General features: G+C 64.0%; 13 protein-coding genes. 4 read left to right on the top strand and 9 right to left on the bottom strand.

Translation table 11 applies throughout. The features are described from left to right. Positions 1 to 791 (top strand): transposase (locus tag JKG68_RS27040; RefSeq protein WP_202064968.1); only part of this gene is annotated, 791 nt, incomplete at its 5' end. A 282-nt stretch (positions 792 to 1,073) separates the two neighbouring features. On the opposite strand, the gene JKG68_RS27035 is transcribed toward JKG68_RS27040, so the two are convergent. The 8 genes from JKG68_RS27035 to JKG68_RS27000 form a co-directional block, all read right to left on the bottom strand. Beyond that, entirely contained in the window at positions 1,074 to 1,961 is an 888-nt protein-coding gene (locus tag JKG68_RS27035; protein WP_202064971.1) for an NAD(P)-dependent oxidoreductase, read from the bottom strand. An 89-nt stretch (positions 1,962 to 2,050) separates the two neighbouring features. Beyond that, positions 2,051 to 3,310 (bottom strand): TRAP transporter large permease, encoded by a 1,260-nt coding sequence (locus JKG68_RS27030; protein ID WP_202064967.1) that lies wholly within the window; start codon positions 3,308 to 3,310, stop codon positions 2,051 to 2,053. Further along, a complete protein-coding gene (locus JKG68_RS27025) occupies positions 3,307 to 3,888 on the bottom strand; it encodes a TRAP transporter small permease (RefSeq protein ID WP_202064966.1) in 582 nt (193 codons plus the stop codon). Before JKG68_RS27025 ends, JKG68_RS27030 begins: the two co-directional genes overlap by 4 nt. 4 nt (positions 3,889 to 3,892) lie before the next feature. After that, the gene (locus JKG68_RS27020; protein WP_202064963.1) at positions 3,893 to 4,891 is read right to left on the bottom strand and encodes a TRAP transporter substrate-binding protein; all 999 of its coding nucleotides are present in this window, start codon (positions 4,889 to 4,891) and stop codon (positions 3,893 to 3,895) included. A 111-nt stretch (positions 4,892 to 5,002) separates the two neighbouring features. Next, positions 5,003 to 6,055, bottom strand: coding sequence for a transketolase family protein (locus tag JKG68_RS27015; RefSeq protein WP_202064962.1), 1,053 nt, complete (start codon positions 6,053 to 6,055; stop codon positions 5,003 to 5,005). Beyond that, entirely contained in the window at positions 6,052 to 6,927 is an 876-nt protein-coding gene (locus tag JKG68_RS27010) for a transketolase (protein WP_202064961.1), read from the bottom strand. The genes JKG68_RS27015 and JKG68_RS27010 overlap by 4 nt, the downstream gene beginning before the upstream one ends. A gap of 49 nt (positions 6,928 to 6,976) precedes the next feature. Continuing rightward, positions 6,977 to 7,726: an SDR family NAD(P)-dependent oxidoreductase gene (locus JKG68_RS27005; RefSeq protein WP_202064960.1), complete on the bottom strand. Its 750-nt coding sequence runs from the start codon at positions 7,724 to 7,726 to the stop codon at positions 6,977 to 6,979. 283 nt (positions 7,727 to 8,009) lie between these two features. Continuing rightward, positions 8,010 to 8,906 (bottom strand): LysR substrate-binding domain-containing protein, encoded by an 897-nt coding sequence (locus JKG68_RS27000; protein ID WP_202064959.1) that lies wholly within the window; start codon positions 8,904 to 8,906, stop codon positions 8,010 to 8,012. A gap of 179 nt (positions 8,907 to 9,085) precedes the next feature. Between JKG68_RS27000 and JKG68_RS26995 the strand changes: the two genes are divergently transcribed. The 3 genes from JKG68_RS26995 to tkt are packed head-to-tail and all read left to right on the top strand — an operon-like array spanning position 9,086 to position 13,403. Further along, positions 9,086 to 10,063, top strand: a complete 978-nt coding sequence (locus JKG68_RS26995; RefSeq protein ID WP_202064970.1) for a D-2-hydroxyacid dehydrogenase — start codon at positions 9,086 to 9,088, stop codon at positions 10,061 to 10,063. Beyond that, complete coding sequence (locus JKG68_RS26990) at positions 10,063 to 11,370, top strand: glycerate kinase type-2 family protein (protein ID WP_202064958.1); 1,308 nt, start codon at positions 10,063 to 10,065, stop codon at positions 11,368 to 11,370. Before JKG68_RS26995 ends, JKG68_RS26990 begins: the two co-directional genes overlap by 1 nt. Before the next feature lie 38 nt (positions 11,371 to 11,408). Continuing rightward, positions 11,409 to 13,403 (top strand): transketolase, encoded by a 1,995-nt coding sequence (gene tkt, locus JKG68_RS26985; RefSeq protein WP_202064957.1) that lies wholly within the window; start codon positions 11,409 to 11,411, stop codon positions 13,401 to 13,403. A gap of 841 nt (positions 13,404 to 14,244) precedes the next feature. On the opposite strand, the gene JKG68_RS26980 is transcribed toward tkt, so the two are convergent. Continuing rightward, positions 14,245 to 14,565, bottom strand: a 321-nt coding sequence (locus JKG68_RS26980) for a transposase (protein ID WP_202064949.1), incomplete at its 5' end; no start/stop codon positions are given.

Genomic DNA, 14,565 nt, shown 5'->3' with positions numbered 1-14,565 from the left:
CCGATGTTGAGCCAAAGTTCGTCTCACCCTCTGATCCCGCGGCTCAGTGGACCGGTGCGCTGCGCGGGCCCGCCTTCCTTGCTTATGCGGACAACTACCTCATCGACCTCAAGGCCGCCGTGATCGTGGACGTGGAGGCTTCCCGGGCGGTGCGGCAGGCTGAAGTGGGGGCCGCCCGCACCATGCTGGAGCGCACCGCTGAGCGCTTCGATCTCAAGCCGGAGCGGCTGGCGGCTGACAGCGCCTATGGCTCGGCCGAGATGCTGCACTGGCTCGTGGACGAGCAGAAGATCGAACCGCATGTTCCCGTCATCAACAAGTCCGAGCGCCATGACGGCACCTTCTCACGATCAGACTTCACGTATGATCCGGAAACGGACACCTACACCTGTCCTGAGGGCAAGACGCTGACGACCAGCGGCCGAATCGTGAATGAAGGCACGAACCGGCTCTACTTGGGCAGCACCTTTGACTGTGGCCCCTGTCCGCTGAAGGAGCGCTGCTGCCCCAATACGCCGGCCCGCAGGATCACACGCAGCATCTATGAGCACGCCCGTGAGGTCGCGCGCTCCTTGAGGGGAACGCCAGCCTTCGAGCGGTCGCGTCAGGGTCGCAAGCGGATCGAGATGCTGTTTGCCCATCTCATTCGAATCCTGAAGATGGGCCGTCTGCGGCTGCGCGGTCCCTGTGGGGCTCAGGATGAGTTCCTGCTGGCAGCCACCGCCCAGAACCTCAGAAAGCTCGCCAAGCTGATCACCCCATCAGAGCCTCAGATGACCCAAGGAACCTGAGAACGTCCGAAGGGCACACCTCACCTCAGACCTGACCTCAATAAAGCAAGCTTCAGCGCTGTTCCAGCCCGTCTCGATGCCGACTTTGTCAACGCAATCGGCACATCCCGGAAGTGAGACGAAAGTCGGCTCAAAGCAGGAACAGCGGACGTTCCTGTGGGGCAGGGGATCGGCAGAGAATGACCCATAAGAGACCTCCACATCGCTCCGCGGGAGAAGAGCATCATGACAGAGGCCCAAGAGAATGGGCTTCTTCGATGGAGGAAGAATACCGATGTAAGTCTACTTGATGCCATTCAAGGCAAGGTAGGATCGGATGACCTGACTGTCGTCCGCCTTGCCGTCTCCGCGCCCCGAGGTCGCAAGAAACATCTGCTGGGCCGCCGCTGCCAATGGCAGCGCTGCCTTCACGTCTCGGCCGGCATCCAGCACGATGCCGAGATCCTTCACAAAGATGTCGACCGCGCTCGTCACCTCCGGCTCTGTCTCCAGCATGCGCGGTCCGCGGTCCTTGAGCATCCAACTCGAAGCGGAAGAACCGCTCATGATCTCCAAAAGGATCCTGAGGTCGACCCCGACCTTCGCCGCCAGGGCGAAAGCCTCCGCTACCACGGCAATGTGCACGCCGCACAGTAGCTGATTGACGGTCTTCACCATCGCGCCTTGCCCGGGGCGCTCGCCGACGTGGAACACCTTGTCCCCGAGCGCGTCAAAGGCAGGTTTCGCCATCTCGAACGTGTCCTTTGGCCCGGCGGCCATGATCGTGAGCGTTGCCGCCTTGGCACCCGCAACTCCTCCCGATACGGGAGAGTCGATCAGCCGGCGTCCGGCATTGCGGACGCGATCGTCGATCGCTTCCACTGCGCTTGGCGGGCAGGTCGCCATGAGCGCCACCACGCCATCGGGCCGAAGGGATTCAAGGGCGCCGCCCTCGAAGAGCACCGCCTCGGCCTGGGCGGCGTTCACCACCATAAGGATCAGGATATCCGCCCCTGATGCCGCCTCGGTGGCCGTGAGCGCCCGTTCGCCTCCGGCGTTTTCGAGAGCGTCGAGGGCCTTGGCATTGAGATCGTACCCGGTGACGGCGAACCCGTTCGACAGGAGATTGCTCGCCATAGGCAGGCCCATGGCACCGAGGCCGACGAAAGCGATGCGTGTCATGTCGTCCATTCCAATGCTGTCGATATTCGGCAGGTTATTCGTGGCAGGCGAAACTCGGGGAAGGGTGCCGCGACCGGACCGGTCGGACACCTCCCGCCTCAATAGAGCGTGAGGGCAGGGATATAACTCATCGCAAGGAGAACCAGCATGGAGACGGCGAGGAAGGGCCAGAGCTCACGAGTGGTGTCAGCCAGCGACGCTCGTGCAATCGATGAGGAGATAAAGAGCGTGGTTCCGATCGGGGGCGTGTAAAGACCGATACCCAAGTTCAGCACCATGATGATCCCGAGTTGCACCGGGTCCAGTCCGATTGACGCCGCCAGTGGCACGAAGATCGGCCCGAGAAGCAGGATAGCCGGCGGAAGATCGAGCGGCATGCCAACGATCAGAAGCAGGATGTTCATGGCCAGGATGACCAGAAGCGGGTTGCTGATCGTGGCTGTGACCCACTCGGCAAAGCGCATCGGAACCTCATCGAACGTGAGAATCCAGCCCACGATGGCGCTGCCCATGATCACGAGCATGACGACGCCGGTCGCGATGCCGGATTCGATCAGGCTGTGATAGAAGCGCTTCCACGTCAGGTCACGGTAGAAGAAGGCACTCAGCGCAAGGGCGTAAACGACCGCCAGCACCGAGATCTCTGTCGGCGTTGCGATACCAAAACGGAGGCCCAGCAGGATTAGGATGGGCATCAGCAGGGCAGGACCGCTCAGCACTGCAAGCTTCAGGAGCTCTATCCGACTGACGGCCGGATCCTCCGAGTGGATGCCACGCCGCCGCGCGATGAGGCTACAAGTCAGGATGAGCCCACCCGCCAGCAGGATACCGGGCAGGATGCCTGCGGTGAACAGGTCAGCGATGCTGACGCCACTCACCAGAGAATAGAGAATGAGCGGGATCGAAGGCGGGATCATGATGTCGATGATTGCCGACGTGGCATTGTTGGCTGCGCACAGCCCGGCCGGATAGCCCTGCCGCTTCTGCCACGGGATGAGCACGGAGCCAAGGGCGCTGGCATTGGCGACGGCGCTGCCCGAGACGCCGCCGAAGACGACGGAGGCCACGACGGTGGTCGAGAGAGGTCCCCCGCGCCAGCGCTGCATCGCCTTGGTGGCGAAGCCCAGGAGTTTCTCCCCGAGCTTTCCGCCCAGCATCAGGCTGCCCGCCATCATGAAGAACGGCAGGGCCAGCATCGGAAAGGATTGGGTCTGCTGGTACATCTGCTGCGCGACGATCATCAGCGGCAGATCGCCCTGCCACGCCAAGGTCACGCCTGCGGCAATGACGAGGGCGTGCCCGACGGGGATCGCCAGCAGCATCAAGACCGTGAAGACAACAACGAGAATGATGCTCATATGCCGGTCTCCTCTGGATCGGGGGTCGGCATGGCCTCGGGGCCGAGCTTCCAGACCCGTAGCCCAAGCGCGAACGTGGTCAGGATAACCGCAAGGCAGCCGAGGGCGAGGGCGTAGTAGCTATAGCTGCTCGACAGCCCGAGCACGGGGCTTGTCTCGATTGACACGATGTCGGCGACCCCGAGGGCCTCCCAGCCAAGAATGGCGTAGGAGGCAATGATAATCACGAAGCCGACGAGCAGCAGGACGCGTGCGCCGCTGCTACTGAGGCGAGCCAGCAGTGACTCCACAGCCATGTGGCCGCCCTTCTGAACCGCAAGTGCCACGCCCGCCATGATGAACCAGGGGAAGAGGCGCTCGGGAAGCTCCTGGGAGAAGCGAAATCCACCGCTTTCCATCACGTAACGAGCAACGACGTTGGCCGTCAGCAGAACAAGGAGTGCAAGTCCGGTCAGAAGGATCACCGCACGGCATATGAAGCCGACAGAGCGATCGATGATGTTGGCCATGGAAAGCGCGCCGCCCCCCGTGGCCAGTTGTTGCTCATCGTGGTGAGGCAGGGGGGAGACGCGGGTCATGGCATCAGACCTGGGCAGCCTTGACCAACTTGTCGACGAAGTCGCCGAAGGGCTTTCCACGCCAGGTATCGACGACTTTGGCTGAGGCTTCCCGGAAAGCGGGCTTATCGACCTCGTTGACTGCGAGGTTCGAATTGGCCCTGAACTCCGCGTTGTACTTGGCCTCGTTCTCAGCAAACAACTTGCGTTGCAGGTCGCCGGCTTCCTTGGCGGCTGTCTTGATGATCTCCCGGTCTGGAGCGGACAGGCGGGTCCAGGTGATCTGCGACATCAGGAAGGGTGAGCTTTCCCACTTGTGTCCTGACAAGCTGATGAACTTGTTCACCTCGAAAAGCTTTGAGCTCGCGATATTGGTGAGCGGGTTCTCCTGGCCGTCGACCACGCCCTGCTGGAGCGCAATGTAGAGCTCGCCGAAGCTGATCTGCTCGGTCCCGGCGCCGAGCGCCTGGAAGATGTCGATCGTCATCGGGTCCGGCGGCGTGCGGATCTTGAGGCCCTTCAGGTCGGCGGGCTTCACGATTGGCCGCTTGCTGTTGGTGATGTGGCGAATGCCGTTGTCCCACCAGCCGAGTGGCACCATCTGAACCTTGGCGAAGCGCTGGGCAAGCTCTTCGCCGATCGGACCCTCGAGCACCTTGAAGGCGGCCGCGCTGTCCGCGAACAGGAAGGGCAGACCGAGTGCTGCGAGTTCCGGGATGAGCGCCGATGTGGAGCCCTGGCTGTTGACGGTCATGCTGACGGCGCCGGTCCGCAGGCTCGTGAGCAGCGACTGCTCGTTGCCGAGCTGCTCGGATCCGGCAACGCGGACACTGATGTTGCCGTTCGATCTCTCCTTGACTAATTCGGCGAAACGCTCCGTCGCGATGCTGCGCGGATTGCCGGGAGCCGCGTTGTGGCCCAGCGTGAGGTTGGTGGCAGCCTGAGCACCCCGAGGGAAAGTCAGGATGGCCGGGGTCGCGAAGGCACCGGCAAGAAGGGTGCGGCGTGAAATCGTGGTCTTCATGGGCGTTTTCCTTCTGGATGATGCCCGTTGGCGGGCTTCTTCGTTGTTGTGTGCGATTGGGTTGATCCGCTACTGCATGCCCCGGGTTCATGAGCCCCGAGGCAAGCGCTCTTAAAGCCAACCCTTGATGCTGTCCGTCATGGCTCTGGTGGAGATGCCGTAACGGTCATGGAGGGTCGGCAGGGCGCCAGCATCGAGGAATTCGTCGGGCAGGGCAACCTGGCGGAAGGCGGTTGGGAACACGCCCGAGCGCATCAGGAGCCCGGCGACAGCCTCTCCCAATCCGCCAACGATGGTGTGGTTCTCCGCCACGACCACCATGCGGCCAGTTCGCGAAGCCTCCTTGAGGATCGTGGCCTCGTCGAGCGGCTTGATCGTGGGTACGTGCAAGACACCCACGTCGACGTTGTCGCCCGAGAGCGCCTTTGCCGTCTCGAGGGCGCGCATGGTCATCAGGCCCGAGGAGATGATCAGCACGTCATTGCCGTCACGCAGCATCTTGGCCTTCCCAAGCTCGAACGTGTAACCGTACTCGTCGAGCACGAGAGGCACGTTTCCGCGCAGAAGGCGCATATAGACGGGGCCCTGATGCGCCGCGATGGCTGGCACCACCTGCTCGATCTCGTGCGCGTCGCAGGGATCGACGATGGTGATGTTGGGCATGCCCCGAAAGATCGCGACATCCTCGGTGGCCTGATGGCTCGGACCATACCCTGTTGTGAGGCCCGGCAGGGCACAGACGATCTTCACGTTGAGGTTCTCCTCGGCGATCGCCATGCAGATGAAGTCGTAAGCCCGGCGCGCCGCGAAGACCGCGTAGGTGGTCGCGAACGGCATGAAGCCCTCCCGCGCCATGCCGGCAGCGGCGCTGATCAGGAGCTGTTCGGCCATGCCCATCTGGTAGAACCGGTCCGGGTGAGCCTTCGCGAAGACGTGGAGGTCCGTGTACTTCGCGAGATCCGCTGTCAGTCCGACGATCTCCGGGCGTGTCTCGGCCAAGGCCGAGAGGGCATTGCCGAAGGGAGCGGGCTTCGTGCGCTGGTCCGCGCCGGCAAGCGAGGCGATCATCGCCGAAGTAGTCAGCCGCGGCTTGTCCGCCGTTCCCTGTCCTCCTTCGCCTTGTTCTCCGAGCCAGGTGGGCCGTGTGTATTTCGAGCGCCTCATGGTGTCCTCCCGGCGTCCAGCAGTTCGAGGGCTTTCTGCCATTCGTGCGGCTCGACCCGCAGAAAGTGGTTGCGCTCGCGCTCCTCGAGGAACGGGACGCCCTTAGCCATTTTGGTGTCGCAGATGATGATGCGCGGCTTCGGCTCGTTCAGGTTGCGGGCTGCGTCGAACGCGGCAACGAGGGCATCAATGTCGTTGCCGTTAACCCGCTGCACATGCCAGCCGAACGACTCGAAGCGAGCCGCGAGCGGCTCGAAGCCGGTCACCTCGGAGGCCGGACCGTCTGCCTGCTGGTTGTTGACGTCGACGATGCCGATCAGGTTGTCGAGCTTCCAGTGACTGGCCGACCAGGCGCCTTCCCAAACGGAGCCCTCGCCCAGTTCGCCGTCGGAGAACAGGCAATACACGAAGGACTTCGACTGCTTGCGCTTCAGGGCGAGGCAGAACCCGACCGCAAGCGCCAGTCCGTGGCCGAGCGAGCCACCCGTGATTTCCATGCCGGGCGTGTAGGCCGCCATACCCGACATGGGCAGGCGGCTGTCATCCGAACCGTAGCTCTCGAGTTCGTCTTCCGGAATGATTCCGGCCTCGATCAAGGCTGCGTAAAGGGCAATGGCGTAATGGCCGATTGAGAGCAGGAAGCGGTCACGCTCCTCCCACTCGGGATCCTCGGGCCGGTACTTCATCGCATGGAAGTAGGACACTGCTAGGATGTCGGCGACGCCCAGCGCCTGGGCGATGTAGCCTTGGCCCTGCACCTCGCCCATGCGAAGGGCATGGCGGCGGATGTGATAGGCGCGGTCCGCAAGGGATAGGTTGGACAGGGGAGGCTTTGACGCCTGCCGCCCAGCGTCGCCGGTGCTCGTGGTCATCGATCTCTCCAGGGTTGGAGGGCGCAATCCGGTGGCGCCCAGGCACCGATTAGTGGATCAGCATGCCGCCATTGACGTCGATCACGGCGCCGGTGATGTAGGACGACAGGTCAGATGCAAGGAACAGGCAAGCGTTGGCCACGTCGTCGGCGACGCCGAGACGGCCGAGCGGAATGCCCTTAGCGATCTCCACCTTGAGCTCGTCGGTCAGCTTGCCGCCCGTGATGTCGGTCTGGATGAGGCCGGGCGTGATCGAATTCACCCGGACGGTATCGGGGCCGAGTTCGCGCGCCATGGCCTTGGCTAGGCCGAGCACGCCGCCCTTCGCCGCGCTGTAGTGGGGACCGCCGAAGATGCCGCCGCCGCGCTGCGCTGACACCGACGACATGCACACGATGGAGCCGGAGTGCTGCTCGCGCATCTGCGGGATGACGGCCTGGCTCATGTAGAGCGTGCCGCGCAGGTTGACGTCCAGGACGGCATCGTAGTTGTCGGGCTGGATGTCCATGATCTTGAGCGGCTGCGTGATGCCGGCGTTGTTCACCAGCACGTCGATCCGGCCGAGTTCGCCGACAACCCGCTCTGCGGCGTCCAGACAGGACTGCTTGTCCGTGACGTCGCAGGCGAAGCCGAGATGCCCCTCGCCGAGATCGGCGGCGGCGGCCTTCGCTTGGCCGTCATCGAGATCGACGATCACGACGCGCCCGCCGTGCTGGCTGAAGAGACGTGCGGTCGCGCGGCCGATCCCGCGCTGTGAGGCGGCTCCGGTGATGATGCAGACTTTATCGGCGAGTAACATTAGGCCTCCTCCAGGGCGCTCCGGATCGAGCGGAATGACAATCGGAGGGCGGTAGCCTGTGTGGTAACCCGGATGTCGCAGCAACCCCTACACGGTGCTGCACGCACTCCCGCTTCCAAGGGGGAGCAATATTCTATCCGGCTGTTCCAACCTTTTCAGGCACGCGCTTCCTCCAGACATTCTTATTTGTTGAGGCAGTCGTACCACGCTGCTCAATGAGCCAACAAACGAGTTATTTGCAATAAATCTTGAATCTGGCTCATCATTGGTGATGTCCCAGCGCTCAAGGCAGGGGGACGAGTTCGATGCCCAGTTCATGCGCGAGCCACTGCGCGAAGACCTGGATCGGGGCTCGTTGCCTGGACGGCTTCGGGAATGCCAGGTAGTGGCCGACGTAGCGGATGTCCTTGGTCTTGCCTGCGAGAGGCGCCACGAGGCGTCCGCTTACGATCTCCCGTTCGGCCAGGAGTGTGGACTCCAGGGCGATGCCCAGCCCGTCCGCTGCCGCCGCGATGGCCAGGAAGCTGCGGTCGAACCGTGATCCGCGTAAGGAGGACGGGAGGTTCGTGCGGTTCAAGGCGAACCAGGCGGGCCAACGCACCTGCTTGTTGTCGCTCTGGATCAGTTGATACTGGAGCAGGTCCTCAGGGGACGCGATGGTCTCGGCCAACTGGGGCGCGCAGAGCGGCGAGACCGTTTCCTCGCCCAGGGGCAGGACCACGAGGCCTTCCTGCCGCGGTACGCCATAGATGATGTCGGCGTCGAACTCGTCATTCTCGAAGCGCGTGTAGTTGGTATCCGCCGAGAGCCGGACCTCGATCTTGGAGTTCTCGGAGAGGAAGCGTGCAAGACGCGGACTGAGCCACTGGGTGGCGAAGCTCGGGGCGCAGTGGAGGCGCAGCAGGTGAGGGGCCCGCGTGGACACCATCTCGAGCCCGTGGCGCAGTTCCTCGAAGGCCCGTTCGGTGTGACCCATCAGGGCCTCGCCCTCGGGGCTCGGGCGCACCCCGCGGCCATCCCGCTCGAACAGCACGACGCCGAGCGCCTCCTCCATCTTGCGGATGGCGTGGCTCACCGCGCTGGGTGTCAGTCCCAGCTCCGTGGCGGCAGCCTGGAACGACCGCTGCCGAGCGGCAGCCTCGAACACGCGCAGCGAAGATAAGGGCACTTTCAAGGACATAGCACGCTAACATGAGCCGCATTCATGGTTCCTTGTAAAGAATTCATTTGCCTTTCGACGCGCCCCGGGATGGATTTCCACCGTCGCAGAACGGCGGCGCGGGCAGGGTCCGACGGGTGCCGCCCCGGTCTCCTCATCGATCGCGAGCAGCAAAACCATAAAATGGCAGGGAGAAAATGATGCCACATCCTCAGGATAACCCCCATGTCGTGTTTCTCGACCGGGACACGCTCTCGCCTGAGACCCGTCTGAGGGAGATGGCTTTTCCCCATTCCCTGGCGGTCCATGCGCGGACCGCGCCGGATGAGGTCGCCGAGCGCATCCGGGATGCCGAGATCGTCATCACGAACAAGGCGCCGCTCGACCGGGAGGCCATCTTCGGGGCCCCGAAGCTCCGTTTTATAGCCGTGGCCGCCACCGGGACGAACATCGTCGATCTCAAGGCGTGCGCCGAGCGTGGGATCATCGTCTCCAACATCCTCAACTACGCGATCAATACTGTTCCGGAGCACACCTTCGCCCTGATCTTCGCCCTCAGGCGCAGCATCGTCGCGTACCGGGAGGCGGTCATCCGGGGCCGCTGGCAGGAAGCGCAACAGTTCTGCTTCTTCGATTACCCGATCCGCGATCTCGCGGGGTCGACGCTCGGGATCATGGGGGACGGCGTCCTGGGCCGGGCGGTGGCGGAGATCGGGCAGGCGCTGGGCATGCGCACTCTCTTTTCCACCTACAAGGGCACGGAAGGGATGGGGCCGCTGTACACCCCCTTCGACGAGGTCATCCGCACCAGTGACATCATCACGCTCCACTGCCCGCTTATGCCATCGACCCAGAACATGATCTCGCACCGGGAGTTCGCCATGATGGAGCGTCGCCCGCTGCTCATCAACACTGCGCGGGGCGGACTGGTGGAAGAGGAAGCGCTGGCCGAGGCGCTGGACAGCGGACGGATCGGCGGGGCAGGCTTCGATGTGGTCACGAGCGAGCCGCCACCTGCCGACCATCCTTTGATGAAGCTTGCTGCCCGACCGAACTTCATCCTGACACCGCATGTCGCCTGGGCGAGCCAGGAGGCGATCCAGACGCTGGCGGACCAGCTCATCGACAACGTCGAGGCGTTCCGGTCCGGCTCGCCCCGGAACTGCGTCGCCGCGTGATGAGCGATCCCCGCAGCGTCCTGCATGCCCTCTTCGCAGCGGCCGTGGCATCCGCGGACCCGGCCCAGCGGGTCAGGCCGTTCCTACCCGATCCGCCGAAGGGCCGCACCATCGTCGTCGGCTGCGGCAAGGCCTCGGCGTCCATGGCGCATGCATTCGAGGAGGCATGGCCCGGCCCGCTGGAGGGCTTGGTCGTGACCCGCTACGGGCACGGCGTTCCAACGACCCGTATTGAGGTCGTCGAAGCGAGCCACCCCGTACCCGACGCCGCGGGCGAGACCGCCGCCCGCCGCATCCTCGAGCGGGTTCAGGGGCTCACGGCCGACGATCTCGTGGTGTGCCTGATCTCGGGCGGGGGCTCCGCGCTTCTGCCCCTGCCCCTGTCTGGCATCACGCTCGAGGACAAGCAGTCCCTCAACAAGGCCCTGCTGAGGAGCGGGGCGACCATCGGCGAGATGAACTGCGTGCGCCGGCACCTCTCCGCCATCAAGGGCGGTCGGTTGGGCGCGGCATGCCATCCAGCCAGGGTGGTGACGCTCCTGATTTCGGACGTCCCGGGAGACGATCCGATCAACATCGCCTCGGGACCTACGGTGCCGGACCCCACCACCTGCGAGGATGCCATCGCGATCCTGGACCGTTACGGGATCGAGGCGGCACCGGCGGTCATGGAAGCCCTGACCAGCGGGCGCGGCGAGTCGATCAAGCCGAACGACGAACGTCTCGAGCGCGCCGAGGTCAGGATGATCGCAACCCCTCAGATGGCGCTCGAGGCAGCGGCTGCGGTCGCAGCGGAGCATGGACTTCCTGCCTACATCCTCGGCAATGCGATCGAGGGCGAAGCCAGAGACGTCGGAAAGGTCATGGCCGCGATTGCCCGTCAGGTTGCGGGCAAGGGGCAGCCCTTCGCCACACCGTGCGTCCTGCTGTCCGGTGGGGAGACGACGGTCACAGTTCGGGGACACGGACGAGGCGGACGCAATGTCGAGTTCCTGCTGTCGCTGGGCCTGGGCTTGGAGGGCGCACCCGGCATCCATGCCCTGGCGGGTGATACCGATGGTGTCGACGGATCGGAAAACGTGGCGGGGGCCTATTGGGGGCCCGACAGCCTGGGACGTGCATGGGCCATGGGAGTGAACCCGCATGACAGCCTGACCGCAAACGACGGGCATGGCTTCTTTGAGGCGCTCGGCGACACGGTCGTCACGGGGCCGACGCTCACCAACGTGAATGACTTCCGGGCCGTCCTCATCGCGGCCGACACCGATGCCGGACCAACCCCGCCCTCGAACGGACTGAATCGATAAGAGCTCCCCGGGGAGCCTAGCTTGGAGGAACCAACATCATGAACATGACCGATCCACGCACCATGGCGAATGCCATCCGCTTTCTCTCGATCGACGCCATCGAGCGGGTGGAAGAGGGGCATCCGGGAACCCCACTGGGCGCGGCCGATACGGCGACGGCCCTGTTCACGCGTCACCTCAAGTTCAATCCGAAGGATCCCTTGTGGTTCGACCGCGACCGCGTCGTCCAGTCGAACGGCCACGGATCGATGCTGCTGTATTCCCTCCTGCACCTGAGCGGCTACGAGAAGATCACCCTCGACGACATCAAGCGCTTCCGCGAGCTCGGATCCCACTGCGAGGGCCATCCGGAGTTCGACCCGAGCTGCGGGATCGAGGTCACGACGGGCCCCCTGGGCCAGGGCATCGCCAACGCGGCCGGAATGGCGCTTGCCGAGGCGTTCCTGCGCGAATGGCTCGGATGGGATATCATCGATCATTACACCTATGCCTTCGTCGGAGACGGCTGCCTCCAGGAAGGCGTGGGGCAGGAGGTCATCTCGCTGGCCGGCCACCTGGGGCTTGGAAGGCTTATCTTCCTCTGGGACGACAACCGGATGACAGACGACGGGGTGATCGACTTGGCTCTGAGCGATGACATGGCCGCGCGCTTCCGGCTGAGCGGATGGCATGTCCAGGAGGTCGACGGTCACGACATCGATGCCGTGTCGGCGGCGATCCTCCTCGCCAAGAAGGATCCGCGCCCATCAATGATCCAATGCAGGACGGTCATCGGCCGCGGGTTGCCCCAGGTCGAGGGGACACGCGCGGCGCACAGTGCACGCATCTTCAGGGAAGGGGCCGATGCGGCCCGCCAATACCTCGGCTGGCCGCATGCGCCGTTTGAGATCCCAGAGGAGACGTTGCATGCCTGGCGCGAGGCCGGTCGGCGGAGCCTGCCGGAGTACGAAGCGTGGCAAAGCCGCGTCGATGCGTTGCCCTCCGAGCAGCGTCGCCTCCTCGATCGACTCCGGGAAGGACGCCTGCCGGACGGCTGGGACGAACCGTTGCGGGCGCTCCGCGAGCGGGCCGCCCGGGAGCCGTCGGCTGAGTTCGGCATCAAGCTGTCCGGCGACATCGTGGACCTTTTGACGGATGCCATCCCAGAACTGATCTCGGGCGCGCCCGACCTGGAGGGCGCGACGAAGCACAAGCGGGCGCTCGCACCGTTCACGGCATCGGACCATGGCGGACGCTACGTCCACTATGGCATCCGCGAGCATGCCATGGGCGCGATGCAGAACGGCATGGCGGCCCATGGCGGGATCGTGCCCGTCGGAGTGACTTACCTCGTGTTCTCCGACTACATGCGCCCGACGCTTCGGCTCGCTGCCATGATGGGCCTGCCGGTTCCGTTCGTGTTCAGTCACGACTCCATTGGCATCGGCCGCAACGGGCCGACGCACCAACCTGTGGAATACCTGGCGTCGCTGAGGGCCATCCCCAACATGCTCGTCCTTCGCCCGGCCGATGCCGTGGAAGCGGCGGAGTGCTGGGAGATCGCGCTTGCCAACAGGACCGGGCCGTCATGCCTCATCTTCGCCCGCCAGCCCCTGGAGCCAGTGCGCACCGACGGCTCAGGGGAGAACCGATCACGCCGTGGCGCTTACGTGCTGCTGGAAGCCGGGAATGGGCCCAGGCAGGTGACGCTGCTCGCGACCGGATCCGAGGTCGGCATCGCGGTCGAGGCGCGCAGGCAACTGGAGTCGGAAGGGGTCCCGACGGCGGTGGTGTCGATGCCCTCGTGGGAGCTGTTCGAGGCTCAGGACGCGGAGTACCGCAAGGAGGTTCTCGGCAGGGGAACCGTACGCGTGGCGGTAGAGGCGGCCGTCCGCCTGGGATGGGACCGCTACATCGGCGAGGACGGAGGGTTCATCGGGATGAGCGGCTTCGGCGCATCGGGAGCCGAGACTGATCTGTACGAGCACTTCGGCATCACGCCGGGCAAGGTCGTTGAGGAAGTCAGGAAACGGCTCAAGAGCAGGTCATCCTGAGCCTCGGCGCATCAGCCCCCAGTGCCGTCAACCAAAATCATGAGCCCGTCGAACGGACGGGCTCGGATCGGGTGAGCGACGTCTTCAGTACTGGTAGGTGCCCCCCTTGGAGTTTGCCATTGCGCGGGCTGCGCGACGCTCGCCCGTACGGACCAGGGTGGTCCAAATCTCACGTCCAACGCTTCTGAGGATGGCGACTAACATCTTGCTTGGCCTGTTTCTTATGCACTGCGATAAGACTAATGTATTATGTCCCCGTCGCAGATCAACGGGATTCATGGTCCCCAGCCATGCACCGAGGCCATGACACGGCTGCTGCCAAGGCGGAACCCTTCCCGACAGAAATCTCTGGCGCCTGCAAGTCATGGTCGCGGAGCGGATCAAAGCCCGAGCGTCTTCCTCGGAACCTGGCACGCCGTTTGCCGCGCTATAGAAGACCCTCGGAGAATCCTTCGCGGAATTGTAACCGTGAGCCCGGAACGTCTCTTAATGGCACGAGGAGGAAGTAACTCGAATGTCTGCCTTTCCGCGGTGAGCAGACGTTCATTCGGTCTGCTCAATTTCTTGGTTTGACCCATTTGTATGGACCGGCCGTGCGTCGCAAGGGAATTCGGCATGGTGAGGTTGGTCTTGCGCTAATGTATCCGGCCCTTGCGGAGCAAAGCTCCTGGCCATCATGGATATCCGCGCGCATCTGTTCTCATAAGCGGACCGGCCCATCATGGCCAAACGGGTCACCAGAGCCCAGATGCGACGGCGCGACCGTTCTCCATCTCGTCCTCCCCTCGCAGACCTCGGCGAGCTCCAAACGGCTAAGTTGGGGCTCAGGCTCGTGTCAGCCTTACCCCACTACAACCGCTGTTCGTGGTTCATAGACGCGGTTCTGACTCAGCACACTCCAGGCGATCCGGGCCAGCTTGTTGGCCAGAGCCGCCGCCAGTACGTTGTGGTGCAGGCGTGCGGACGCGGCCGTGAGCCATGCCCCGAAACTGTGCTGGCGCCACTTGGACGGCCAGAGCAGCAGTACGCGGGCGGCTTGGACCAGAAGCGAGCGCAGATAGCTGTTACCTCGCTTGGACAGGCGGCCCAGGATCGTGCGGTCGCCTGTTGAGGTCTGCTTCGGCACCAGCCCGAGCCAGGCGCCGAAATCACGTCCTCGGCT

Source organism: Microvirga aerilata, from assembly GCF_016743775.1.
Classification (GTDB): domain Bacteria; phylum Pseudomonadota; class Alphaproteobacteria; order Rhizobiales; family Beijerinckiaceae; genus Microvirga; species Microvirga aerilata.
This window is presented reverse-complemented; position numbering and strand designations above follow the sequence as displayed.